This is a genomic window from Streptomyces sp. NPDC042002, from assembly GCF_055588305.1.
The window spans coordinates 55,324-80,636 of sequence record NZ_JBVJCT010000003.1 but is presented as its reverse complement, the minus strand read 5'-3'; the positions used below and the strand labels follow the sequence as shown (position 1 = coordinate 80,636).

Annotated in this window: 19 protein-coding genes and 1 pseudogene; 4 read left to right on the top strand and 16 right to left on the bottom strand. The window is 71.7% G+C overall.

The window, feature by feature from the left end; genetic code table 11:
* Nucleotides 1-37: 37 nt before the first annotated feature.
* The 3 genes from ACZ6KY_RS05690 (at nt 38) to ACZ6KY_RS05680 (ending at nt 2,711) form a co-directional block, all read left to right on the top strand.
* Complete coding sequence (locus ACZ6KY_RS05690; protein ID WP_469309049.1) at nt 38-856, top strand: AfsR/SARP family transcriptional regulator; 819 nt, start codon at nt 38-40, stop codon at nt 854-856.
* Nucleotides 857-1,288: 432 nt separating this feature from the next.
* Complete coding sequence (locus tag ACZ6KY_RS05685; protein ID WP_469309048.1) at nt 1,289-2,329, top strand: glycoside hydrolase family 25 protein; 1,041 nt, start codon at nt 1,289-1,291, stop codon at nt 2,327-2,329.
* Nucleotides 2,330-2,426: 97 nt separating this feature from the next.
* Entirely contained in the window at nt 2,427-2,711 is a 285-nt protein-coding gene (locus ACZ6KY_RS05680; protein ID WP_469309047.1) for a hypothetical protein, read from the top strand.
* Between the two features lie 62 nt (nt 2,712-2,773).
* On the opposite strand, the gene ACZ6KY_RS05675 is transcribed toward ACZ6KY_RS05680, so the two are convergent.
* The 16 genes and pseudogenes from ACZ6KY_RS05675 to ACZ6KY_RS05600 form a co-directional block, all read right to left on the bottom strand.
* Nucleotides 2,774-4,213 carry an ATP-binding protein gene (locus tag ACZ6KY_RS05675; RefSeq protein WP_469309046.1) on the bottom strand — a complete coding sequence of 480 codons (1,440 nt, stop codon included), beginning with the start codon at nt 4,211-4,213 and terminating at the stop codon, nt 2,774-2,776.
* A 351-nt stretch (nt 4,214-4,564) separates the two neighbouring features.
* Nucleotides 4,565-4,753, bottom strand: a complete 189-nt coding sequence (locus ACZ6KY_RS05670; protein ID WP_469309045.1) for a Txe/YoeB family addiction module toxin — start codon at nt 4,751-4,753, stop codon at nt 4,565-4,567.
* 87 nt (nt 4,754-4,840) lie between these two features.
* Nucleotides 4,841-5,221: pseudogene (locus ACZ6KY_RS05665) on the bottom strand (ATP-binding protein); the annotation flags it as partial.
* A 257-nt stretch (nt 5,222-5,478) separates the two neighbouring features.
* Nucleotides 5,479-6,759, bottom strand: coding sequence for an ATP-grasp domain-containing protein (locus ACZ6KY_RS05660; RefSeq protein WP_469309044.1), 1,281 nt, complete (start codon nt 6,757-6,759; stop codon nt 5,479-5,481).
* A gap of 83 nt (nt 6,760-6,842) precedes the next feature.
* Nucleotides 6,843-8,075: an ATP-grasp domain-containing protein gene (locus ACZ6KY_RS05655; protein ID WP_469309043.1), complete on the bottom strand. Its 1,233-nt coding sequence runs from the start codon at nt 8,073-8,075 to the stop codon at nt 6,843-6,845.
* Between the two features lie 43 nt (nt 8,076-8,118).
* On the bottom strand, nt 8,119-8,649 hold the full coding sequence (locus ACZ6KY_RS05650) for a flavin reductase family protein (RefSeq protein ID WP_469309042.1): 531 nt from the start codon (nt 8,647-8,649) through the stop codon (nt 8,119-8,121).
* On the bottom strand, nt 8,646-10,004 hold the full coding sequence (locus tag ACZ6KY_RS05645) for an LLM class flavin-dependent oxidoreductase (RefSeq protein ID WP_469309041.1): 1,359 nt from the start codon (nt 10,002-10,004) through the stop codon (nt 8,646-8,648). The genes ACZ6KY_RS05650 and ACZ6KY_RS05645 overlap by 4 nt, the downstream gene beginning before the upstream one ends.
* 78 nt (nt 10,005-10,082) lie before the next feature.
* Entirely contained in the window at nt 10,083-11,042 is a 960-nt protein-coding gene (locus ACZ6KY_RS05640; RefSeq protein WP_469309040.1) for a D-2-hydroxyacid dehydrogenase family protein, read from the bottom strand.
* 1 nt (nt 11,043) lies between these two features.
* On the bottom strand, nt 11,044-12,039 hold the full coding sequence (locus ACZ6KY_RS05635) for a dipeptide epimerase (RefSeq protein ID WP_469309039.1): 996 nt from the start codon (nt 12,037-12,039) through the stop codon (nt 11,044-11,046).
* Nucleotides 12,036-13,421, bottom strand: coding sequence for a DUF6025 family protein (locus tag ACZ6KY_RS05630; RefSeq protein WP_469309038.1), 1,386 nt, complete (start codon nt 13,419-13,421; stop codon nt 12,036-12,038). Before ACZ6KY_RS05630 ends, ACZ6KY_RS05635 begins: the two co-directional genes overlap by 4 nt.
* Complete coding sequence (gene acnA, locus ACZ6KY_RS05625) at nt 13,418-15,940, bottom strand: aconitate hydratase AcnA (RefSeq protein ID WP_469309037.1); 2,523 nt, start codon at nt 15,938-15,940, stop codon at nt 13,418-13,420. The genes ACZ6KY_RS05630 and acnA overlap by 4 nt, the downstream gene beginning before the upstream one ends.
* A complete protein-coding gene (locus tag ACZ6KY_RS05620) occupies nt 15,937-17,376 on the bottom strand; it encodes a citrate/2-methylcitrate synthase (RefSeq protein ID WP_469309036.1) in 1,440 nt (479 codons plus the stop codon). Before ACZ6KY_RS05620 ends, acnA begins: the two co-directional genes overlap by 4 nt.
* A gap of 33 nt (nt 17,377-17,409) precedes the next feature.
* Nucleotides 17,410-18,984 carry an amino acid adenylation domain-containing protein gene (locus ACZ6KY_RS05615; protein WP_469309035.1) on the bottom strand — a complete coding sequence of 525 codons (1,575 nt, stop codon included), beginning with the start codon at nt 18,982-18,984 and terminating at the stop codon, nt 17,410-17,412.
* Between the two features lie 278 nt (nt 18,985-19,262).
* Nucleotides 19,263-19,925: an RraA family protein gene (locus ACZ6KY_RS05610; protein WP_469309034.1), complete on the bottom strand. Its 663-nt coding sequence runs from the start codon at nt 19,923-19,925 to the stop codon at nt 19,263-19,265.
* 55 nt (nt 19,926-19,980) lie between these two features.
* On the bottom strand, nt 19,981-22,629 hold the full coding sequence (locus ACZ6KY_RS05605) for a YCF48-related protein (protein WP_469309033.1): 2,649 nt from the start codon (nt 22,627-22,629) through the stop codon (nt 19,981-19,983).
* 58 nt (nt 22,630-22,687) lie between these two features.
* On the bottom strand, nt 22,688-23,977 hold the full coding sequence (locus ACZ6KY_RS05600) for an MFS transporter (protein WP_469309032.1): 1,290 nt from the start codon (nt 23,975-23,977) through the stop codon (nt 22,688-22,690).
* Nucleotides 23,978-24,540: 563 nt separating this feature from the next.
* Here ACZ6KY_RS05600 and ACZ6KY_RS05595 point away from each other — a divergent pair.
* Nucleotides 24,541-25,313: sensor histidine kinase (locus tag ACZ6KY_RS05595; protein WP_469309031.1), on the top strand; the 773-nt coding region annotated here is incomplete at its 3' end.

The window sequence follows — 25,313 nt, the reverse complement described above, 5'->3', positions numbered from 1 at the left end:
AGCCGGCGGCCTCGACACGGGGGAACGGGAACGATCGATGGTCTGGAACGAATTACCCACGAAGCCACGAAGAGACCACCTGACAGAGCCGGGACAGGCGGCGACGGCCAGACTGCGCCTGTTCGACGCCTTCCGGCTGGAGGGCGCGAACGGGAGCATCACCGTCCCGGCGAACGAACAGCGGCTGCTGGCCTACCTCGGCCTGCACAAGCACGCGACGCGTTCCGTCGTCGCCGGGACCCTGTGGCCCGACGTCACCGAGGAGCACGCGCACGGCAGCCTGCGCACGGCGCTGTGGCGGCTGCGCCGGGCGCGCCATCCGGCCGTACGCGCCGACGGCGACACGCTGTACCTGGCGGACGGCGTGTCCGTGGACGTCGACGACCTCACCCGGGCGGCCCTGCGCCTGACCGGCCCCGCGCACGAGGCGATCGACGCGCCGCCCCCGCTGGGCCTCCTGGAGGGCGGCGAGCTGCTGCCGGGATGGGACGAGGAGTGGATCTCCTTCGAACGGGAGCGGCTGCGCCAACTCCGCCTGCACGCGCTCGAATCGCTGAGCACATGGTTCATCGGACGCGGCTGCTACGCACTCGCGCTGGAGGCCGCCCTCAAGTGCGTCGCGATCGAACCCCTCCGGGAGAGCGCGCACTGCGCGCTGGTGGCCGTGCACCTGGCCGAGAACAACGTCGTGGAGGCGATCCGGCATTACGAGGGGTTCCGGCGGCTGCTCCGCGAGGAACTGGGACTCGAACCCTCGGCGCGCTTCGCCGCCATGTTCCCGTACCGGGCCAAGGACGGCACGCGAACGCCCTCGCCCTTGCTCTCGACGCCCGGGACGCACGGCCGCCCGGGATGACGGCGCGGTGCCGGAAGGGGAGTTGACGCGACGGTGACGCAACGGTCACGGGGTGCGTGTCAGCGTCACGGGGTGCCCGTCGCCGTCACCGGACCGGTCGCCGGGCGGCCGTCCGGCGGGACGGGTCGGTCGTCCGGCGGGACGGGGCGGTCGGGGGCGGTCGTCCGGCGGGACGGGGCGGTCGTCCGGCGGGACGGGGCGGTCGTCCGGCGGGACGGGGCGGTCGTCCGGCGGGACGGGGCGGTCGTCCGGCGGGACCGCGCGGTCCCGTACGGCGGGACGCGCGGTCCCGTCTGCCGAGCGGATGGGACGGACCGCGAGACGCGATCGCACCCGCACCCGCACCCGCACCCGCACCGGGATCCCGCCGCGGCGCGAGCACGCCACGCACATCCAGTACGCGATCGACACCATGAAAGGGGGCGGCCCGCCATGGCCACATGCCGCGGAATCGATCTCTCCGTCTATCAGGGAGCCCAGGACTGGAAGGCCCGGAAGGCGGAAGGCGTGGTCTTCGCCTTCGCCAAGGCCAGCGAGGGCCGGCACACCCACGACGAGCGCTTCGCCCTGCACATCAAGGGCATCATCGAGGCCGGTCTCGTACCCGGCGCCTACCATTTCGGCTGGCCCAACCAGGACGTCGCCGCGGAGGCGGCGAACTACATCGCCGCCGTCCGGCCGCACGCGGGCCAGGGCTTCGTGCACTGGCTCGACCTGGAACGCAGGTCCGACGGCTCGAACTACGCGGGTGTCACGGCGGCCGGGATCCACACCTACGCCACCGCCTGGATCGCCCAGGTGCAAGCCGCGTTCCCCGGCCAGCGGGTCGGCGTCTACACCTCGGCGAGCGACCTGGCCGCCGGCCACGCGCCCACCGCCGTCCCGCTCTGGTATCCCGCCTATCCCTGGTCCGGAGCGGCGGCCTACGCGCAGGCCGAGGCGCACGCGAAGCCCAGCCCGTCCGGCAGGTCGCCGCTGTTCTGGCAGTTCACCTCGACCCCGCTCGACCGATCCATCTGCTACCTGAGCGAGTCCGCGCTGCGCGCGTGGGCCGCCGGAACGGAGACAGACATGGCACTCACCACCGACGACATCAACAAGGTCGCGGCCGCGGTCACCGCGAAGCTCATCGCCGGCGGCGGTGTGCTGGAGACGCAGGACGTCGACAACGTGGCGTCCGCCGCGGCGAAGGCGGTCCTGACCATGGACGGGGTGATCCCGGCCCCTGCCGACGCCCCGGACGTGAAGACGAATCCGTACTGGGCCCTGGAGTCCTACGTCAAGGACACCAACGCCCGCGTGCGTCTCGTGCAGGCGACCGAGGCGGCACACAGCGCCGCCATCGCCCAACTCGCCACCACGATCGCGGCGTTCGACAAGACCATCGACGCCGCCGCTCTTGTCGCCTCGATCACCGAGGCGATCGAGGCGGCGCTGCGCAAGGTCGTCGTCCACCTCGACCCCACGTCCTGAACCCACCGTCCCGCGTCCTGAACCCGCCGTCCCGAATCCCGCGCCCTGAACCCCGCATCGTGAACCCCGACTCCTGACCCGTGAGACAGGAATTCCCGTGAACCTCTTCGCCAGTTTCATGCGCACGGTCGTGCCGATCGTCGCGGGGCTCGTGCTGACCCTGCTGGTCCACATCGGCGTCGACTTCGGCTCGGCCTCGGTGGCGAGCGCGGTCACCGCGCTCCTCACCGGCCTGTACTACACGACGTTCCGGCTCCTCGAAACCCTCGCCCTGAAGATCCGCTCCCGCCCGCTCGCGGCCGTCGCCGGCATCCTCCTCGGCTGGGCGACCCCGCCCGACTACCCGGGCACGGCGCGCACATCGGGGACCGGCGCGGCGTGAACCTCAAGCGGCTCCGTCGTTCCGGGGCACTCACGAGGTGAGAGAGACCTCGGGTTCCGCGGCTATCGGGGCCGCCATGCCCGAACGAGGTCCTTTGGTCCCCAGTGCGCGGTCAGCGGCAGATCGTCGGCCACCCCGCAGCGGGAGACCGCGACCAGTGGAGTGTGCGGGGTGGTACCGGGGACAGCGAGCATGTCGCGTACCAAGGCGTCGTACTCATGACGGCCGAACGGCTGGGTCTCCAGCCACTTGACCGATCCGACGAAGTGCACCCGCCGGGCCGCCGGTTCGCGGTCCGCACCGACGAGATCGATCTCGGGGTTGTTCTGACGGTTCCACCAACCGCCGATGGCCTCGGTCTCGGGCCACTCGTCACCGGGCATCAGCCGCAGCAAGGACTCGCGGATCAGCGGCTCGACCGCCCGCCCGCGCCAGGTGGTCCATGACCGCTCGATGCGTTCCATCGCCAAGTCACCGCGGCCACGTTCGATGAGCGGGATCGCGCGCGCCAGAAAGGCCAGCCAGAACCGCAGATACGGGTCGGCGATCCGGTAGCGCTTGTTCTTGCTGTCCGGCTTGACGGACAGGGGGAGATCAGCGGCCAGGACCCGCTTGGCCTGCAGCGTGGTCAGCAGCGGGGAGAGCGTGCCGGACGGCAGGGCGCCGGCGCCGCCGACCCGGGCCGCGATCGCGCTGAACGTGCGCTCGCCGCTGCCGACCGCTTCCAGTACGGCCCGTGAGTGCGAGGCCTCGGGGAACTCGCCCAGCAGGGACAGCTCGCCGGCCACCAGCAGGGGCGAGAGGGGATTGGCGACCGAGGCCCGCAAGAACGCCGTACGCCCCATTCCCGGTCGCCACGACTGCACGATCTCGGGGAATCCGCCAGTGATCAACTGGGCGTCGACGGCCGCCGCGGCGTCGAGCCCGGTCATGGCCTGCACGTCGGCCAGGTTCAGGGGACGGACGGTCATTTTCGCCGCCCGGCCGAAGAAGGGGCGCCCGTACGACTGCAGTGCCTCCATCACCGATGTATCACTGCCGACCAGCAGCAGGAGCACGGGCTTGGAAGAGAGGTGACGGTCCCAGACGGTTTGGAGCGCGCCCTCGAATTCCTGATCCTGCTCGACCAGCCAGGGCACCTCGTCGATCACCGCGATGCTGGGTGAGTCATCGGGTACCGCGAGCGCCAGCGAGCGCAGGGCCTGGTTCCAGTCCTGCGCCTGGAGGCCGGCGATCAGCTCCGCCCCCGGCAGTGGGGACTGCGCGAGGGTCGCGGCGAAGTCGGCGCGCTCCGTCACGGGGTTACGCCCCCGGGTGGCCTGGAACACCACGTACGGCGCTCCCGAGCGGTCGCAGAACTCCTGGACCAGTCGCGACTTCCCCACTCGCCGCCGGCCCGTCATGATCACAGCCCGCCCACGAGTGGCTCCGAAGCCCTCTGCCACCGTCCGGTACTGCTCGGCCAGCAGCTCAAGATCTCCGGCTCGCCCCCGGAACTCCACGACGTGCCCCCAGATTGATTAACGTAGATAGATTCTTACGTAGATTGAATCTTACTTCATCTCGGGCGGCCTGACGGAGGGGCGAGGCGGGTACGGAGGTGAGACCGCGGGATTTCCCGACACCATCCCGGCACGGGGAAAAACAAAGGGCCCGACCCCGAAGGACCGGACCCCATCCGACCCGCATGTCCGCCAGGCCGCCGACGTGACGTTGTCCCATCCGCTCACGCGTCGAACCGGAATGTCTGCGGCAGAGCCCCCACCTGCGAAGTTGCCGATTTCCCGGAGGTCGTCATCCGAGTGCGGGAGCGCGATCCCGGCATACCCTCCCACCGGGAACCGCTTCCAAGGTCAGTAGCGGTAGCGGGCGGCGAGGATGACGGTCTCCTTGTCCATGACCAGGTAGACGAGCCGGTGCTCGTCGTCGATCCTCCGCGACCACGCTCCCGGCAAGTGGTACTTGAGCGGCTCAGGCTTGCCGATCCCCGTGAACGGATCACGCTTGACGTCCTCGATGAGCCTGTTGATCCGAACGAGCATCTTGCGGTCGGTTCTTGAGCCAGGACGTGTCGACCCCTTTCATGCCTGCGTGTCCGCCACGTCAGCGACGCGGTGTCCTTCATCCGCTCACAGCGGCCAGGCGGTCAGCGAATCGTCGGGCCCGTAGGCGGCATCGAGCCCCGGACAGTCGACTCCGCCGCGCGAGACCGCCACGACGGGAAACGGGTTCGTCGGTGAGGGCGGCGCGGTGGCGGTGGAGAGCTGCCAGGTCGTGCCGGTCAAAGGGCGACCGCTCCAGCCACTTGATGGAGCCGACGAAGAACATCTCCTTGGCGATGGGGCGCGGTCCGCCCCGACGATGTCGATCTCGATGTCGTCGGTACGGGTCCAGCAGCCGCCGACCGCGGGGGCCGCGGGGAGCTGGTCGTCGGGCAGTGTCCGGGCAAGCGCCTCGCGGATGAGCGGCTCGATCGCCCGGCCGCGCCAGCTGGTCCAGCTTTCCCGGATCGCGATGGATCGTGGAACCCGGATCCGCCGACCGGCCCGGCGTGGTGATCGGGCGTACTGCTGCGATTCGCGTTGCGCGCGCGGAGAACCTCATGCGACCTGGTCGGCGACGAGGCGACGTTGGAGCACCGATCCGGTGGCGCGGAGCGAGGATCTCGGTGTCCTTGTTCCGGGCGTCCCGGAGAACGGACTCCCGGAACAGAAGGCGTCACGTTGCAAGAGAGCTGTTACGGACCCATCGGGGCGCCGCCCGTGCGTCACACCGTGTCCGTATCCAGCGAACGCACCAGCAGCCGGAACTCCAGGCCTCTCACCGCCTCACGAGCCGTCCTGACCGCATCGTCCGCCGTGCCGGCCAGGGCACGGGCGTAGGCCACCCGGGAAACCGAGCTCTCCAGTGCGCCCACCTCCGCGCCGGGGCGGACCATCGCCTCCGCCTCGGTCACACCGGGCAGGGCACGGGCCTGTGCCAGGCCCAGGATCTCGTCCAGGGTGCCGGGGGCGCCCACCGAGGCGAACCAGATCGCCGAGCTGCCGGGGGTGGGGCGGGGCTCGGCCAGTCGGGAGCGGATGCCGGGCAGCACCTTCTCACCCAGCGTCTGGCGGGCGGTGCAGTCGTCGATGTCCACGCCCGTCGCCTCCATCGTGAGCGTGGGAATCATGTCGCCGCCCATCCGGACATGCGTCTCGATCACCCGCGGGCCCTCGGGAGTGAGGACGACCTCCGTGTGCGTGGGCCCGAACTCGATGGCCAGCGCGTCGAGTACGGAGCTCACACAGGCCGAGATCGCCTCGGTGTCCCCCGCCTGGAGTTCGGCCGGCGAGACATGGCCCAGCTCCACGAAGCTCTCCGGATCCGAGTACTTGCGCGTGACGGCCACCATCACGTGTTCCCCGGCCTCCGAGAACGCCTCCACGCTGAACTGCGGGCCCTCCAGGAACTCCTCCACCAGCACACCCGAGTTCGACAGACCCAGATAGCTGCCGGCCGCCCGCTCGAAGGCCTCGGCGAGCTCGCTCTCGTCACGGACCTTCGTGACGCCCGCGCTGCCCGAGCTGGAGACCGGCTTGACCACGCAAGGGGTGCCGTTCGCGCGGACGAAGGCGCGGAGTTCCTCCAGGTCCGAGACGCGGGCGCAGGCTGTCGCGTCCACCCCCGCTTCCCGCAGCCGTACCCGCATCGCCTCCTTGTCGTGGACCAGCGTCACCGTCTCCACCGTGTGTGCCCGCAGGCCGAGCGCCCGCGCTATCACCGCGTAGTGATCCTGGTCGCGCTCGCCGAAGGTGCCGATCCGGGTGAACGGGTCGAGGGCGTGCGCCGCCGCCGCCAGGTCGATCCACTCCTGGTCGGGGGCGTCGCCGCGGACGCCGATCACCCGCGCGTTCTCGCCGGGCGTGCGGACCTTGCCGATGTAGTCGAGCTGGCAGATCACGGTGGTGCGGGTGCCCGGCAGGGCCTCGCGGATACGGGCCGGGAAGTCGCGGCCGGGGCCCACGACCAGTACGTGTTCGGAGGAGTTGGGGGCCTCGGGAGCCATGGCGGTTCCTTGTCTGTGGGAAGGAGCTGGAGGAAGGGCGGGAAGACGGGGTCGGGGGAAGGCGGGCGTCGGGGCCGACGGCGTCAGCGCCACGCCGTGTTCTCGTGCCACCAGTCCATCGCCTCCGCGAGCAGCTTGCGGACCGCCTCCGCGGTCGCCGCCGTCACGAAGACCGTGGCCACGGCGTCCGAGACGTGCTCCACTCCCTGGCGCCGGGTGCCGGGCGCCAGCAGCAGCTCGACCTCCGCCCCCGGCACCGGACACGGCCCGGCCGGGGGTACGAACTCGCCGTGGCCCGGCGGGAGCAGCACCCAGCCGACGGCCACCGAGGGGGCGGCCGGCTGCTCGGCGAGGGTCAGGGACCCGCCGCACTGGGCGCGCAGGCCCTCCCGGGCCAGCTGCACGCCGAAGGCTCGCTCGTAGGCCTCGGCGACCAGCGCACCGCCCGCACGGCTGGCGATCTCGCACAGCACCGGCTCGCCCTCGGGCGAGATCCACGCCTCCAGATGGAAGGCGAGCGGATGCGGGGCGGCCGGCAGGGCCGCGATCACGTCCTGCGCCATCCGCCGCATGACCGCCGTACGGGGGTCGTCCGGTGCCAGCAGCACGCTCCCGATGTGCAGTCCGTCGTGGATGCGCTCGGCGAGGCCGCCGCTGTACTGGCCGGGCCAGGCGTGCACGATCCGGCCGTCCCGCATGATGCCGTCGACGTGGAAGAACTCACCCGTCGCATAGCCCTCGGCCATCCACTGGCCCGGCAAGTACGGCACGTCCGAGGTGCGTTCGCGGGACAGGAACGCACTCACGTCCTTTGGGCCGCGCAGGATCGCCACACCCTCCGAGCCCGCGCCCAGCCGCGGCTTCACCACCACGGGAAAGCCCTCGGTCCCGATGAACTCCAGCAGGTCGGCGATGCTGTCGACCGGGGCGAAGGCGGGCACCCCGATTCCGGCCGCCTGCGCCAATTCCTTCATCACCACCTTGTCGCGGTACGCCGTCGCCGACGCGAGGTCCTGGCCCGGCAGTCCGAGGCGGGCCCGGAGCCGGGCCGCGCGCAGCACATCGCTCTCGCTGGTGCTGGCGACCAGCTCGGCCCCATGACGGAGCGCGGCCTCCTCCGCGGCCTGTTCGGCGGACCAGCCGTGGTAGTCCTCGACCAGCTGGTGCATGGGAAAGTGCTCGGCGAGCGTCTCCGCCGCCCCTGCGACCGCCTTCGGGGTGGTCAGCAGGACGATCTCGTCCGCGCTGCGGTCCAGCCACTCCTGCAGCGGGCGCTTGGCAAGCGGCTGGCGGGAGAGGAGCAGAACTTTGGGCATGGTCAGGTCCTTGCCGGTGAGAGCGGCGCGATGCCGGGCATGGTCAGGTCCTCGCTGGGGTGTGGGCGGTGACGGACCGCAGATCACCGTGCAGATGCACCAGGCTGTCGCCGGGTACCCCGTGCCGTACGTACTCGACGGCGCCCACCAGCAGATGGTGGTCGCCGAGCCGCAGCCGCTCGTACGGGGAGCAGAGCAGCCAGCTCAGGCAGTCGTCGAGCAGCGGCACCCCGTCCGGGTCCGGCCGCCAGGCGGTGGGCGGCGCGAACCGGTCGCCGGGTAGCGCGAAGCGCATCGCCGTCTCCGCCTGGTGCGCGCCGAGCAGCTGGATGCCGAACCGGTCGCAGGCCTTGATCCGGGCCCAGGTGGTGGAGGTGTCGGCGAGCGTGACGGAGACCAGGGCCGGGCTCGCGCTGACCGAGGTGAAGGAGGTCACGGTCACGCCGAGCGGTCCGGCCGCGTCGGCGGCGGTCAGCACGGCCACCCCGGCGGCGTGCGCGCGCAGCACGGCGCGCAGCTCGCCGCCGTCGACGGTGGCGGTGCCCGTGCCCGTGCCCGTCCCGGGGACCGTCACCGACCGCTCCCCGCTGCCGCCGACCCGAAGGACGGGCGCGGCAGGCCCAGGTTCTCCCGCAGCGTGGTGCCCTCGTACTCCGTGCGGACCAGGCCCCGGCGCTGCAGTTCGGGCACCAGCAGGTCGACGATCGCGTCGAGGCCGCCGGGGTGGTAGTCCGGCATGATGTTGAAGCCGTCGGCGGCCTCGCTGACGAACCACTCCTCCAGCTGGTCCGCGACGGTCTCGGGGGTGCCGAGCAGAAAACGGTGGCCGCGGCCGGCCGCCACCGACAGATACAGCTCGCGGATGGTGAGGCCCTGCCGCCGCGCCTGCTCGTAGATCATCTGCTGTTTGCTGGTGCTGCCCTCGGTGGCCGGCAGCTCGGGCAGCGGTCCGTCCAGCGGGTAGCCGGAGATGTCCACCATGCCCAGCTGGTAGGAGAGCATGCCGAGGCCGACGACCGGGTCGACCAGCGACTGGAGCGTCTCGTACTTGTCCTCGGCCTCGGCCTGGGTGCGGCCGACGACGATGAAGGCGCCGGGGAGGATCTTGACGTCCTCGGGGTCGCGGCCGTAGTCCGTGATCTGCTTCTTCAGGCCGCGGTAGTAGACCTGCGCCTGGTCCAGGGTCTGCTGCACGGTGAAGACCACCTCGGCCCAGCGCGCGGCGAAGTCCTGGCCGTCCGGGGAGGAGCCGGCCTGCACGATCACCGGGTAGCCCTGCGGCGGGCGTGCCACGTTGAGCGGGCCCTTCACCGAGAAGTGCTCGCCCCGGTGGCCCAGGATGTGCAGCTTCTCCGGGTCGAAGAAGCGGCCCGACTCCTTGTCGTAGAGGAAGGCGTCGTCCTCCCAGCTGTCCCAGAGGCCGGTGACGACCTCCATGAACTCGCGGGCCCGGTGGTAGCGCGCGGAGTGCTCCGGCTGCTTGTCCAGGTTGTAGTTGCGCGCCTCGGCGTCGGTCGCGGAGGTCACCACGTTCCAGCCGGAACGACCCGCGCTGAGGTGGTCGAGCGAGGCGAACTGCCGGGCCACGGTGAAGGGTTCGTTGTACGTCGTCGAGGAGGTCGCCGTCAGGCCGATGTGCGTGGTGTGCACGGCGAGCGCGGACAGCAGCGTCATCGGCTCGAAGTGGACCATGCGGCCCTGCCGGCTGAGCTCGTCGGCGTCCTTGTACTTGGTGCGCACCCCGGCGCCGTCGGACAGGAACACCATGTCGAACTTGCCGCGCTCGGCGGTCTGCACCAGCGAGCGGTAGTAGTCGAAGTCGAGGCCGCCGTCGGGACGGGCCTCGGGGTGGCGCCAAGCGGCGACGTGGTGTCCGGGCGCGGGCAGGAAGGCGCCGAGCTTCATCATGCGGCGGTGCGGGCTGCTCACCGGTGGTTCTCCAAGGTGGGTTGCGGGTCTTCTGGACGTACGGGACCGGGGGCGCCCCGGCCTCGTGGCGGGGAGTCGTCAGCCGAGGAGGCGGATCGGCGCGCCGGACAGATAGGCCTCGATGTCCTCGACGGCGTGGCCGTAGTACGTGCGGTAGTTGCTCCGCGCGACATAGCCGAGGTGCGGGGTGGCCAGCAGGAGCGGGGCGGTGCGCATCGGGTGGTCGGCGGGCAGCGGTTCGAGGTCGAAGACGTCGACTCCGGCGCCCGCGATCCGGCCCTCGTGGAGCACGGCCAGCAGGGCGTCCTGGTCGATCAGGCCCGCGCGGGACGTGTTCACCAGGTAGGCGGTCGGCTTCAGCAGGGCCAGTTCGGGGGCACCCAGCACGGAGCGTGTGCGGTCGCTGAGCACGAGGTGCAGGGAGACGAAGTCACTGGACTCCAGCAACTCTTCCTTGGAGGACGACAGTTGGACGCCGACCTCCTCGGCGCGCTCCTTGGTCAGGTGCTGGCTCCAGGCCGTCACCTCCATGCCGAAGGCGAGGCCCACCTGGGCCACCCTGCTGCCGATCTTGCCGAGGCCGAGCAGTCCGAGCCGGCGGCCGTGCAGATCGGCGCCGACGGTGGACTGCCAGGGGCCGCCGGACCGCAGCACGTTGTTCTCGGTGACGAGGGAGCGGGCCAGGCCGAGGAGCAGCGCCCAGGTCAGTTCCACCGGCGGGGTGGAGGTGCTCTTGGTGCCGCACACCGTGACGCCGCCCCGCTCGGCGGCCGCGTAGTCGATGACCGAGTTGCGCATGCCGGAGGCGACGAGCAGCTTGAGCCGGGGCAGCCGGTCGAGCAGGGAGGCGGGAAACGGGACGCGCTCGCGCAGCGTCACCACGATCTCGAAGTCCGCCAGTACCGCGGCCAGTTCGTCCTCGGTGGCGAAGTGTTCGGCGAAGGGGACGACCTCCACCCGGTCCTGGACCGGGCTCCAGTCCGCCATGGTGGTGGCGACGTTCTGGAAGTCGTCGAGCACGGCGCAGCGAAGCCGCATGTCAGTCCTCTGAGTGGAGTCGGTGGACGGGGGTGGCGCCGATGCCGGGCGTCTCGGGCAGGGTGAGGACGCCGCGGTCGATACGGGCTCCGGTGAACGGGTCGTCGAGCAGGCCGACGGGACCGTCCAGGTCGAGGTGGTCGGCGAGGCCGGCGAGCTGCGCCATGGCGGTGGTGCCGAGCGCGCTCTCCACCTTGCAGCCGAGCATGGTGCGCAGTCCGCAGGCCCGGGCGAGCAGCAGCATCTCGTGGGCCTTCGAGAGACCTCCGCACGTGAGCAGCTTGATGTTGATGCCGCTCACGCGACCGCGCAGCCTGAGCACGTCCTCGGGGCCCGCGCAGTCCTCGTCGGCGAAGACGGGGACCGGCGAGCGCTCGTGGACGTAACGGAGGCTGTCGAGCGCTCCGGGTGCGACGGGCTGCTCCAGCAGTTCGACGTCGTGCCGGTGCAGCTCCTCGGCGACGCGCAGCGCCTGGTCGGGGGCCCAGGAGCCGTTGCCGTCGACGCGGATGCGGCCGCCGTAGACCGAGCGGAGCACTCCGGCGCGGCTGCCGTCGTCCCCGGGGGTGAGCTTGAGCTTGAGGACCGGCCAGTCGGCCAGCTCCCGGGCCCGCTCGACCAGTTCCGCGTCGGGGCAGGCGCCGATGGACAGGGCGGTGGGTTCGACGGGCAGGCCGTCGAGGCCGAGGAGGTGGCGCAGGGGCCGGCCGGTCGCCTTGCCGAGCAGGTCGTGCAGCGCCATGTCCACGGCGGCCCGGGTGGCCGGGTTCACCGTCAGCCGCTCCAGCACGGCACGTACGGCGTACGGCGAGGAGCCGGCCGGCAGTGGTCCGCAGGCGTCGAGTTCGGCCGGGTCGGCGCCGCGCGAGGTCCCGTAGCCGCGCAGGCCCTCCCAGTCGAGCGTGACGATGCTCTGACGCACCTCGGTGGTGACACCGGTGTTGCTGACGAAGGGCTCCTTGAGGGCGATGACGACCTCGTGGTGGCTGAGCCTCATCCCAGCACCTCCTCGAACGCGGCGACCGCACCACAGGCTTGACGGAAGGTCAGTTCACGGAAGCCTTCAGGCTCCACGGGGACCGCGGGGTCGCGCAGGGCGCCGTCCGCGGGCACTCCGCTGCCGCTGCGGAAGCGGCCGCGCAGATACCCCGAGAGGCGGTCGGCGTTTCCGTCCAGCCAGGTCAGAGTGGTCTCGTACGAGGCTTCGGGACCGGCCGCCCGTACCGCCCGCAGCAGCCCGGCCAGCACCTCGGCGTCGTACGGCGAAGTGCTCGGCGGGCACAGCATGAACGCCTGCGCCGGCAGGAGCACGAAGGCCATGGGGTGGGCCGTGTCGAAGTGCTGGACCAGCGGATCGGTGATGGCGCGCAGCGAGCGCACCGTGGAGCGGCGGGACAGATAGCCGCCGCGCCGCGGCGGACAGCCGGCCATCGCCCGGGCGCCCCAGTGCAGATGGGTGATGAACGGGCCCTCGGGGGCGCCCGCCGGGGCGTCCGGGTGGTGCATGTCGAGCAGCGCGAACAGCACATTGGTGAGCTGAAGCGACATCACCGGGAGCACCGGGGGCAGTTCGGGCAGCCGGGCGAAGAACTCTGCCGGCTCCACCAGCGCGCGCACGGTCAGCATGACCGTCTCGGCGAGGGCGCGGGCGGAGGGGTAGCGGTGGCCGTCGAGCAGATAGCCCGTGCCGTCCGGCCGCAGATCGCAGCGGGCCACCTCGCCGTCCAGCCGCACCGCCTGGCTGATCAGCTCGGCGAACGCCTGGTTGCGGCCCTGGGCCGCGGCCTGCTCCAGGAGCAGTGTGAGCATGTCGGTGACGAGCTGCTCGTTGTCGGTGAGGGCGGCGGCCCACTGCTTGAAGCGGTAGCGGCCGGGCAGGGCGAGCATCCGCTGCCAGTGCAGGTCGACCAGGGGGATCAGCTGCCCGTCCACCTCGGCCTGCACCAGTGGGCAGAACAGCGCCTTGCTGCGGTCGCGGCGGGTGAAGCGCGCCCCGTCCCAGGTGTGCAGCGGCAGGACGTGCCGCTTGCCCTGGTCGATGAGCGAGCCCGGCTGGTACGCCTCGTCGCCGCCCTCCGTCTCGGCCTCGGTGCGGGTGAAGCCGTAGATCAGTGGATATCCGTAACCACTTCCGCAGATGGCGGTGTTGAAGTCCATCGGACCTGCACGGCCGGCCGCGATGTCCTCCCAGTTGCCGAGATGGCCGGTGCGCGGCGGCAGCAGCGTCGGGTCGGCGTCCAGTGCGTCAAGGACCGTGCCGATGGGCACGTCGTGGGTGCCCAGGTGCACCGGGACGAAGGTCTTCGTGCCGGCGGCGAGTGCGTCGGCGCCGGCGGCCTCGCGCAGGCCGAGCGTGTCGAGGATGTGCGCGGTCGTCATCGCCCGGTCCCCTCCTCGGCTGCGAGGCGCCGCAGGAGGTACGGCAGCGTGCCACCCGCCCGCAGTACGTCCCACTCCCCCGCCGAGAGCACATCGGCCCGTACGGTGAGGTCCCGGCTGTCGGCGGTGACGTGCACCTCGCCGGTCTCCCGGACCCGGTCCAGGTCCAGGTCGAGCGCGAACTCCTCGCGCCCGGTCAGGCCGAGCGCGGGCCAGCTCCGCGGGAGCAGCAGCGGCAGGATGCCCATCGCGCACAGGTTGGCGCGGTGGATGCGCTCGAAGCTCTCGGCGAGGACGGCGCGGACGCCGAGCAGCCAGGGGCCCTTGGCCGCCCAGTCGCGGGAGGAGCCCATGCCGTAGCTGTGGCCGGCCAGCACGATGAGAGGGGTGCCCTCGGCCGCGTACCGTTCGGCGGCCTCGAAGACGGGCAGCCGCTCGCCCGACGGCAGATGCAGCGTCGTTCCGCCGCTGTCCCGGTCACCGACCAGGTGGTTGCGCAGCCGCGGGTTGCTGAAGGCGCCGCGGGCCATCACCTCGTGGTTGCCGCGCCGTGAGCCGTAGGAGTTGAAGTCGCGCACCCCGTGCCCGGTCAGATGCCGCCCGGCGGGCGAGTCCGCGGGGATGGCGCCGACCGGCGAGATGTGGTCGGTGCTGATGTCGTCACCGAGGGCGAGCAGGGCCCGGACCCCGGCCAGCGGGCCGAGGGCCGGCGCCGGGTCGACATAGGCGGGGGGACGGATGTACGTGGAGGTCTCGTCCCAGTCGAACACCTCGCTGTTCTGCGTGGCGATGGCCTGCCAGGCGGCGCCGGGTACCTCGTCCCGCGCGAACACCTCGGGGGTGATGAACTCTTCCTCCAGCTCGGACAGTTCACCGCTGTGCGGCCACAGGTCTCGCAGGTACACGGGTGCGCCGGCCTGGTCGGTGCCGAGCGGCTCGTTCTCCAGGTCGGCGCGGACCGTGCCGGCCAGTGCGAGGGCGACCACCAGGGCGGGGGAGGCGAGATAGCCGGCGCGGACCTGGCTGTGGACCCGGGATTCGAAGTTGCGGTTGCCGCTGAGCACGGCGGCCACGGTCAGGCCCGCGCGGTCCACGGCCTCGCCGACCCCCTCGCCCAGGGGTCCGCTGCCGCCGTTGCAGGTCATGCAGCCGTAGCCGGCGACATGGAAGCCGAGCCGCTCCAGGTCGGCGAGCAGCCCGGAGTCCTCGAGATAGCGGGTCACCGCCCGGGAGCCGGGCGAGAGGCTGGTCTTGACATGCGCGGGCACGGCCAGCCCGCGTTCGACGGCGCGCCGGGCGAGCAGTCCGGCGGCCAGCATCGCCTTCGGGTTGGAAGTGCTGGTGCACGAGGTGATGGCGGCGATGACCAGGTCACCGTCGGTGACGCCGGCCTCGGTGCGCACCTCGCCGGAGAGCAGCGCCTCGAAGGAGGCGGGCAGCTCGCCGAGGGAGACCCACTGGTCGGGGCGGCTGGGACCGGCGAGACCCGGACCGACCTCGCCGAGGTCGAAGTCGATGGTGCGGCCGAAAACGGGCTCGGCGGCCTCGCGCAGCAGCCGCTGGGCGCGACAGTACTCCCGTACCCGCGTGATGTCCGCCTCGCCGCGGCCGGTGCGGCGCAGATAGTCGAGGGTCTCCTCGTCCACCGGGAAGAACGCGGACATGGCGCCGTACTCGGGAGCCATGTTGGCGATGGTGCAGCGGTCGGGTGCCGTGAGTTCGGTGACACCGGGACCGGTGAACTCCAGCATCAGGGCCCGTACGTTCTCCTCGCGCAGCCGCTTGGTGAGCGCGAGGACGACATCGGTGGGCGAGGTGCCGGGGCTCACCGCTCCGGTCAGGCGGACGCCGACGATCGCCGGGATGCGCAGCGGCTGGGCGAGGCCCAGCATCTGCGCCTCCGCCTCCAGGCCGCCGACGCCCCAGCCGAGCACGCCCAGGCCGTTGACCATGGTGGTGTGGCTGTCGGTACCGATCACGGTGTCCGGGAAGAGACTGCCGTCCGGGCCTTCGGCGACGACGGTCGCGAGGCGCTCCAGGTTGATCTGGTGGACGATGCCGCGGCCCGGCGGGATGACCCGCAGCCCGTCGAAGGCGCCCTCGGCCCACTTCAGGAAGGCGTAGCGCTCCTGGTTCCGGGACATCTCCAGGGCCTCGTTGAGCCCGAGCGCGTCGGGCCGGCCCGCCCAGTCGGTCTGCACCGAGTGGTCGACGACGACGTCGATGGGCAGCGCGGGGTTGACCCGGCCCGGCCCGGCGACGCGGTCGCGCAGCGCGGCCAGGTCCACCAGGAGCGGGATGCCGGTGTAGTCCTGCACCAGGATGCGGGCGGGGCGGAACGGCATCTCCAGGTCCGGGTCCTCGCCGGCCGCGAGCCGCTTGCCGAGGACGGCCGCCTGCTCGAAGTCCGCTGCTCTCAGCAGTGATTCGAGGAGTACGCGGCCGGTGTACGGGACGGCGCCGAGGTCGAAGCCGTGGGCGGCCGCGAAGTCGGGGAGTGAGGGTGCGGTACGGCTCATCGGGCATCCGTCCTCGGGTAGGCGCGGTCGCGCGGGCCGACGTAGTCGAGCAGCGGGCGGATCAGCACGTTGTTGGACTGCTGCTCCAGGGCCTGGGCCACCCAGCCGGGGGTGCGGCCGACGGCGAACAGCGCGACGGCAAGGTCGTCGGGCAGGCCGAGCATCCGGTAGGCGAGACCGGCGTAGAGGTCGACGTTGGCGGCCACGCCGTGGCGGCTGTACGGGGTCATCGCGACGGCGACCGAGTCGAGGATGTCGAGGCCGGTGGTGTCACCGCGCTCCTCGCTCAACTCGACGACGGTGGACCGCAGATGACGCACCCGGGGGTCCTCGGTGCGGTAGACGCGGTGGCCGAAGCCCATCACCGGCTCGCCCCGGCCCTGCACCGCGGCGACGTGCGCCGCGGCGTTCTCCGGGGTGCCGACCTGGTCGATGACACCCACGACGCGCTCGGCGGCGCCGCCGTGCACGGATCCGGCGAAGGCCGCGACGGCGGCGGTGAGCGCGGCGGTCATGCCGGCCCGGCAGCCGATGGCGACCCGCGCGGTGAACGCGGAGGCGTTGGAGCTGTGGTCGGCGTGGACGATGAAGCCCTTGTTGATGAACCGCACGGCGGCCGGCGAGGGCCGCTCGCCGAGCAGCACGGTGAGGAACGCCTCGGCGTGGCCGGCGTCCTCGGCGGGCCGCAGCGGCTCGCGACCGCTGCGGAAGGCGTGGTGGGCTGCGACGATCATCGGTATTCGGGCGATCAGCTCGATACCCGTCTCGCGCGCCTCGTCGTAGCTCTCGTCGATGCCGACCGGGCGGCGGGGCGCGTGCGCGCCGAGCGCGGAGACGCAGGTGCGCAGGGCGTCCATGGGGTGGGCGGACGCGAGGGAGCGGGCCAGGGCGAGGACCGGCTCGGGCAGCTCGCGGGAGGCGCGCAGCTGCTTGGTGAATGCCTCCAGGGCGTCGGCGTCGGGGAGTTCACCGTGCACGAGGAGGTGGGCGACCTCTTCGAAGGAGGAGTGCTCGGCCAGGTCGTGGATGCTGTAGCCGCGGTATTCGAGGGTGCCGGCGGTGCCGTCTATGCGGGTGACGGCGGTCTGGTCGAAGACGACGCCTTCGAGTCCGCGGTGGACGGGACGGCGGTCACCGGCGGAGGGGGCGGACGGCGCGGCGGGGGCGGTGCCGGTCGCGGGGGCCGCGTCGGAAGCGGGGCCGGCGGCCGGGGCGGCGGCACGGGATGCCGCGAACTCGCGGATGGCTCTCACCGAGCGGAGCGTCAGCATGAGGTCGTCGTCCACATCGACGCCGTACTCCTGCTCGATCGCGACCATCAGCGAGACATGGCCGAGCGAGTCCCACTCCCTGATCGACTGGTAGTCGAGTCCGTCGGTGACGCGGTCCTCGGCGATGTCGAGGGTGCGGGCGATGAGCTGGTCGACGTTGCTCACGGTTGCCTTTCTGCGGAGGAGGAGGGGAGCGGGTCAGCCGTGGGCCGCGGTCGTCTCGTCGAGCAGGCGACGCAGCGCCGCGCGGTCGACCTTGCCGTTGCCGTTGAACGGCATCTCCTCGATGAGGTGCACGGAACGGGGAGCCATGTAGTTCGGCAGCGCGCTGTCGCAGGCGGCGGTCAGCGCGGCCGTGCCCGTGGCGCCGGACACCACGGCGGTGATGGTGTCGGGGTCGGGCCACAGCAGGGCGACGGCCTCGACGGCACCGGCGCGGCGCAGCACGGCCTCGATCTCGCCGAGTTCGATGCGGTGGCCACCGACCTTGACCTGCTGGTCGTTGCGCCCGAGGCAGACGTACTCGCCGTCCTGGAGCCGCACCAGGTCACCGGTGCGGTAGTAGGTGCGTCCCGCACGCGTGAAGTAACGCTCGGCGGTGATCTCGGGGGCCTGCCAGTAGCCGGGGGTGGTCTGCGCCCCGGCCACGCACAGCTCACCACTCGCACCGTCGGGTACGGGCCTCAGCTCGTCGTCGACGACGAGGGTTCGAAGCCCGGGATAGGGCACCCCGATGGGCACGTTGTCGTGCACGCACGCGGCGGGGCTGGCCACCGGATCCCACCGGTGGACCGTGCAGGCGATGGTCAGCTCGGTCGGCCCGTACAGGTTCTCCACGACCGACTGCGGGGCCGCGGCCTGCCAGACCTCGGCAGTGGCGCGGGGCAGCGCCTCGCCGCAGAACAGACTCCAGCGCAGGGTGGGCATCGACCCCGGCTTGAGCACGCCGCGCTTGCGCAGCATCGCGGCGGCCGAGGGCACCGAGAACCACACGGTGATCCCGTTGCGCTCCAGGTACTTGAAGGGCGCGATGATCTCGATGGGGTCCATGGCGCACACCCGGGCCCCGTGCTCCCAGGCCATGAACAGATCGAAGACCGACAGGTCGAAGGTCTGGTCGAAGGTCTGGGTGAGCCGGTCGTCCGGGGTGAGCCGGTAGCGCGCCTGGTTGGCGTCGAGGAAGGCCCGCACATTGCCGTGGGTGACCGGGACGCCCTTCGGCACTCCGGTGCTGCCCGAGGTGAACAGCAGATAGGCGATGTCGTCGGGCGCCACCTCGGGCAGTTGCTCCAGGGGCGCGGCCACGGCCAGGTCCGTGGCGTCCAGCACCCGTACGTCGCCGAGGTCGCCGGCCTCGCCGCGCACCACGTCCGGGAGCAGCACGACGGGCTTGCGCCGCAGCCCGCGCAGCAGTCCGGCGAGGCCGGGCAGCGAGGCGGCGTCGACGATCAGCGCGTCGACGTCGGCGCGTTCCAGCATGGAACGGGTGCGCTCGGCCGGGAACTTCCTGTTCAGCGGTACGAAGGCGGCGCCCGCGAACAGCGCGGCGGCCACCCCGAGATAGGAGGCCTCGCTGCGGTACGCGAACACCCCGACCCGCCGCGGCCGGCCACCGGCGGCCTCGACGAGCAGTGTGGCCCAGCGGCGTGCGGTGTCCGCGGCCTCTCCGTAGGCGTATTCCCGAGCCCCGACCGTCAGGGCGACGCTGTCGGGCCGGCTGCTCGCGTGGTGCAGGAGTCCGGCGCCCAGGCGCAGGTTCAGTGCAGTGGTCATGTCGATCCGAACGCATCGGTAACTGGACGCGTCCGACGCTAACCGCGGCATTCCCGGGCGGCTCCATTGCGCGCACTGACCTTCTAAACACCCATAACCAGAGATAATCGCGTTCTGCTCATTTACCTCGCGGCACAGGGCAGTTGGCACCCCTCGTACCCAAATGGGTTGCGCGTGCCCGGCTTCGCGCGGGAAGACAGAACGGCGCACCCCGGGTGAATCCCGGGGTGCGCCGTGGAACCGAGCCAGGTGACCGAGCTGTGGAGAAGGTGCGTCGGTCAGCCCGCGAAGCCCAGGTCGCTCAAGGCCTTCTCCACCCGGGCGTGGTGGATCTCCTGCCAGTCGTCGAGGGTCTCCGCGGCCTCCTTGGCCAGCTTGGTCCGGGCCGCCGCGAGGATCTCCTCCTGGCGGGCGGACGGGACGACCACGACGCCCTCCTCGTCCGCGACCACGATGTCGCCGGGGTGGATCAGGACGCCGCCGACCCGGGCCGGCTCACCGAGGGTGCCGAGCTTCTTCTTGGCGCCGGGGACCGGGATGACGCCGCGCGAGAAGACCGGGAAGCCCGCCTCGCGCACCTCGCCGAGGTCACGGATGACCCCGTCGACCACGAAGGCCGCGACGCCCCGGCGCTGAGCGATGGCGCAGACGTTGCCGCCGGCCAGCGCGTAGTCCAGGTCACCCGACTCGACGGCGATCACCGATCCCGGCTCGGCGCGGTAGATGGCGGCGTGCAGCATCAGGTTGTCGCCGGGCTCGCACCGCACGGTGTACGCCGGTCCCGCGACGCGCGGCGAGTCCCACAGGGGGCGGATGCCGGTGTCCATGACCTGTTCACGGCCCAGGAGCTCGGCGGCGGTGGTGGCGGGAACGTCCTTGAATGCGTGGGCCATGTCGGTGTCTTCCTCTGCGGCGATCTGCGGCTGCGTGTGGTTGCTCATAGCTGCTTGTGACTGTCCGAGGCCATGGGTGTCGGCCTGCGGCGGCGGTGCCCGCTCAGCGGCGGGCGGCGGCCGCGTCCTTCTCGGGGCTGTAGAAGTGCTGCTCCCAGGTCGCACCGCCGTCCGAGCTCGACAGTACGGTGCCCTCGTCGCCGACGATCCAGGAGTCCCGGTCGGAGAACACCCTGACGTTCCACAGGGACACCCCCGTGCCCGTGGTGCCGGTCTGCCAGGTGTCCCCGCCGTCGTACGAGGTGATGACGGTGTCGCTGCGGCCGACGGCCCTGCCGGTCCGGCCGTCGGCCGAGAAGTGCACGGCGGTGAAGTTCTGCCGGGTGGGGCTCTCACGACGCTGCCAGCTGCGACCGCCGTCCCGGGTGTGCAGCACGGTGCCCCGGTGGCCCACGGCCCAGGCGGTCCTCGCGTCGACGGCGTGCACGTCGATCAGGTCGTCCTGTCCTCCGCTGTCCTGGCTCTCCCAGGTCGCCCCGCCGTCCGTGGTGGCGAAGACCGTGCCGCCGGTGCCGACCGCCCAGCCCGTCGACTCGTCCGCGAAGTCCACCGCCCACAGACCGCAGTCCGTGTACGGGGCCGGCTGGTGGGCCCAGGTCGCGCCGCCGTCCGTGGTGGCGAGGATGGTGCCGCGGTCGCCGACCGCCCAGGCCGTCGACGCGTCCGGGCATACGCAGACTTCGAGGAGGTCCTTGGTGCTGCCGCTGGTCTGCTGCGCCCAGGTCGTGCCGGCGTCCCTCGTCACCAGGATCGTTCCGGCCCGGCCCACCGCCCATGCGGTCGAGCGGCCGGCCGGGGACACGGAGTAGAGGTTCGCCGCCGTGCCGCTCGGCTGCGGGGTCCAGCGCCCACCGCCGGTGCGGCCCAGTACGGTGCCGCCGTCGCCGGCCACCCAGCCCTCCCGGGCGCCGGGCAGGAGGTGGACGCCGTACAGGTTCCGGCCGGTGCTGGCGACGTGTGAAACCCAGTCCGCGCCGAGGTCGCCCGTGGCGATGACGGAGCTGCCGTCCCCGACCGCGTACACCTGTGCGCCGTCCGGCTGCGCCCAGACCGCCTTGAGGTTGTCGGCGATCGAGCTGTCCTGCGCCGTCCAGCTGCGGCCGGCGTCCGCCGTCGCCAGTACGGTGCCGCCGTCGCCGACCGCCCAGCCGTGCTCGCCGGATTCGGTGAACGCGACGCCCCAGAGGGCCACTTCGGTCCCGCTGGGCGGAGAGGTCCAGGTGGCGCCGTGGTCGCGGGTCGTCACGATGGTGCCGTCGCGCCCGACCGCGCAGGCCGTGCCGTCCGGTCCGGCATGGACCTGGGTCAGGGTGCTCCGCGTCCCGGAGTCCTGGCGCCGCCAGCTGGTGCCGCCGTCGTCGCTGACGAGGACGAGACCCTCGGCGCCCACCGTCCAGCCCTGCTTGCCGTCGAAGTGCACGCTCAGCAGGGCGAGTTCGGTGGGTACCTCCTGACGGCGCCAGCTCGCACCGCCGTCCTCGGTCGCCAGCACCGTACCGCCGTCACCCACCGCCCAACCGCGTTCACCGTCGAAGTGCACGCTCAGCAGGGCGAGTTCGGTGGGTACCTCCTGACGGCGCCAGCTCGCACCGCCGTCCTCGGTCGCCAGTACCGTACCGCCGTCACCCACCGCCCAACCGCGCCGCGCGTCGGTGTGGAAGGTGAGGTCCCAGATGAGTTCGCCGGTGCCGGTCTCCCCCACCTGCCAGGTGGAGCCGCCGTCCGTGGTGACGGCGAGCAGGCCGTCCTGGCCGACCGCCCAGCGCGCCGAGCCGGCTCCGTACACCCCGACCAGGTCCTTGTGGATGCCGCTGAGCTGCGGCGTCCAGGTCTCGCCACCGTCACCGGTGGCGAGGATCAGCCCGGAGTCGCCGACCATCCAGCCGTGCCGGGTGTCCGGCATGAAGGCGAGCGAGACGACGTCCTTGGCGGTGCCGCTGGGCTGCGGGGACCAGGTACGGCCGCCGTCGTGCGAGGCGAACACCGCGCCGTCGTCGCCGGAAGTGCGGACCTCCCGGCCGTCGGGCGCCGCCCACAGCCCGTACAGGTCGAGGCCGGTGCCCACGTCCTCGCGGATCCAGGTGGTGCCGCCGTCCTCGGAGCGCAGCAGCGAGCCCATCCGGCCCACCGCCCAGCACAGCTCGCGCGAGACGGCGTAGATGCCACGCAGATCGACTTCGATGGCGCTGTGCTGGACGGTCCAGGTCGCGCCCGCGTCACGGGTGGCGTGGATGGCGCCGTGCTTGCCAATGATCCACGCGGTCTTCTCGTCGAGGGTGAAGCAGCGGGTGAAGTGGGTGCCGTCGCTGCGCTGCGGCTGCCAGGTCAGGCCGCCGTCGAAGGAGGCCAGGACGGTGCCGCTGTCGCCGACCGCCCAGCCGGTGCGACCGGAGGGCTCGAAGGAGATGCCGTACAGATTGCGGTCCGTACCGGTGTCCCGCCACTCCCAGTGCCGGCCGCCGTCGGTGGTGTGCAGGACGACGCCGTCCCGGCCGGCTATCCAGCCGCGCTCTGTGTCGGCGAAGCAGACCATCCGCAGGTCCTTGTCGGTGCCGCCCTGGGCGTGCCACCGGAAGCCGCCGTCGTCGGTGGCGAGGATCATGCCTCCGTCGCCGACGGCCCAGCCGTGCCGCTCGTCCACCAGGCAAACGCCTTGGAGATTCACGCTCCGGGGGGCAATGGTGCAGGTCATAGATCAACCTCGGTGCTCGGGAAGGAACGGGTGGGGGCCCGCACGGCACGCCGCCTGATCAGCCGGCGACGGACTCGGCGGGCTCGGCGGGCTCGGCGGGCTCGGCGGGCTCGGCGGGCTCGGCGGGCTCGGCGGGCTCGGCGGGCTCGGCGGTCGACGATCCCGCCCGGCTGCGTACGCCACGGGCCACGACCGCCGGCATGGCGGCACCCAGGAGGGCGTACGACACGGCCAGGACGATCCAGCCGATGGTGCCGTGGTCGATGATCAGCCAGGCGAAGACGGCGGGGGCGAACATCTTGCCGATGTCGCCGCCCATCTTGTACGTGCCCTGGTACTGGCCCTGGGCGTTGTCGGGCGCGAGGTCGAAGGCAATGGTCCAGCTGCCCGCGGCCTGCCGGATCTCGCCGAGCGCGTGCAGCAGGGCGCCGACCACCAGCAGGACCACGGCCGCGATGACCCCCGTACCGCTGGTCAGGGCGAACACCAGGCAGGCGGCCGCCACACAGCCCGCGCCCTGCAGACTCGCCCAGGCGGCGGACCTCGTGTCGTCGGTGCCGCGCGCTGCCCTGGTCTGGAAGGCCACCACGAAACCGGTGTTGACCAGCAGGATGACCGCGCTCATCCAGCGCGGGGCGTCGGTGTGGTGGATCACCCACAGCGGCAGTACGAGGTCGAGCAGCAGGGCGTGCGTGACGAGCAGCCCGTCCAGGGCGGTGAACATCAGGAACGACGCGTCGCGCAGCACCGCGAAGGGCGCGCCCGCCGAGGCCGGCACCGGCGCCTCCTTCGCGGAGAGCAGCCCGGTGGCGAGAAAGCAGAGGGCCGTGAAAAGGATCGCGCCCTGGTAACCGACGCGCTCGCCCCAGGCGATGACGAGGCCGGAGAGACAGGCGCCGATCGCGATGGTCACGTTGAGGGCGGCCCGGATGTACGCCATCACATGGGCGCGGTTCTTCTGCGGGACGTTCGCCGCGATCATCGCCTTGCGGGCGTTGTTGGCGGCCCGGTAGGCGAAGCCCTGCACCGAGGTGACGATCAGATACGACCAGAAGCCCTCGACGAGCAGCAGCGCCGCGGTCAGCGGGGCCAGCGCCAGGAAGGACCACATCTGTATGGTGCGCGGCCCGGCCCGGTCCGCGAGATGGCCGAGCGGGATGCTGGAGACGAGCACCAGGGCAGCCGATATACCCAAGCTGAGGCCGAGTTGCCCCGGCGTGAGGTGGACCATCGTCACCGCGTAGATCGCGTTGATCGCCATCCACAGCCCTTGCCCCAGGCTCATCACCATGGTGATGAAGGTGAGCATCCGGGCAGGACCGGGCGGCGGGAGAATACGGGTCAGCACGGATCGGCTTCCTGTCGTATCACTGGGCGTTCGTGGTGGAGGCTAGGCCATGGGCCGGGCCGCACAGCCTTTGTGGGCGCAAACGGACTTGACCCCGAAGACAGCGTTCACCTCGTTTACCGCGTAAATCCAACGGGTGCCGCCCACGCCGCGATCGAGCACGCGATGCGGCACTCACCACATCCCGGATGTCGTGATCACTGCTTTCCCTGCCGGCCGAATCGACACATCCGGCCACTCCCCGCGCCCGCAGATGTACGAACCACCAGGGCTTCGGTCACTGATGTCCGCATTTCCCCAGCAGCTTCCCGGTCGGTCAGCGTGATCTCGCCAAGATCTCGTTACCCTCCGGATCTTGCTGAGCCGCTGGCCTTCTGGATCCAATAGAACCCACCTCACGCGGTTCAAGCATCACAGGAAGGCTGTTCCACGTGATCCACCACCTTCTTCCAGCCGCCCCGCAGCCAAAAGCCGCACGACCGGGCCGAGATACCAGTACGCCGTCCCTCCCCGGAGGCGCGGCGCCGTCCTCGCACGGCCGGAGCGAAGCGTTCCTGGTGTCCATGGAGCACGCGCTGCTGGACGCACCCGGCGACGGCCGCTATCTGGCCGACCCCCGTATCCGGCGGCACGAGCGGCGCAACGCGCTGCACACCCTGCATGGCCTGATGGAATTAGCCCGGCACGCCGAGAAGCGCCCCGAACTGCTCGCCGCCTCCCCGGGCGTCCCGCTCGCCGAGGTCGCGAATGTCATGAGGTGCGTCGAAGACCCGCTGATCCGCGCCCAGTTGGTCGGCAAGACCATGGCTGCCGGGAAGCGCGGCATCACCCTGCGACTGGGCCCGCGCTCCTCACTGGGCTGCCATCCCGAACGGTCCGGCGAGATCATCACCGTGCTCGGCAACCTCATCGACAACGCCATGGACGCCGTGGGCTGCTTCGGCACCCCCGCCCCCTGGATCGAGGTGTCCTTCCGTGAGACCGGCGACGAAGTGGAACTCGGCGTCACCGACAACGGCCCCGGCGTCGCCGGGGACCTGCGCGAGTGGATCTTCGGCCGGGGCTTCTCCACGAAACGGCGCACCGGCGTACGGCCCCGGGGCGAGGGTCTCGCGCTCGTACTCGACATCGCCGGGCAATACGGCGGCACGGTCGAGGTGGGCGGCCGGAACGGGGGCGGCGCTGTCTTCACCGTCCGGATGCCGCTCCTGGGCGGGGGGGGGGGGGGGGCCGGGGGCGGGGGGGGGGGGGAGAAAAGGAAAGAAGGAGGGCGGAGGGAAGACGCGGAGGCGCCCAGCAAAAAACGAAACGCAACACGAGCGACGGATAGGGAGCA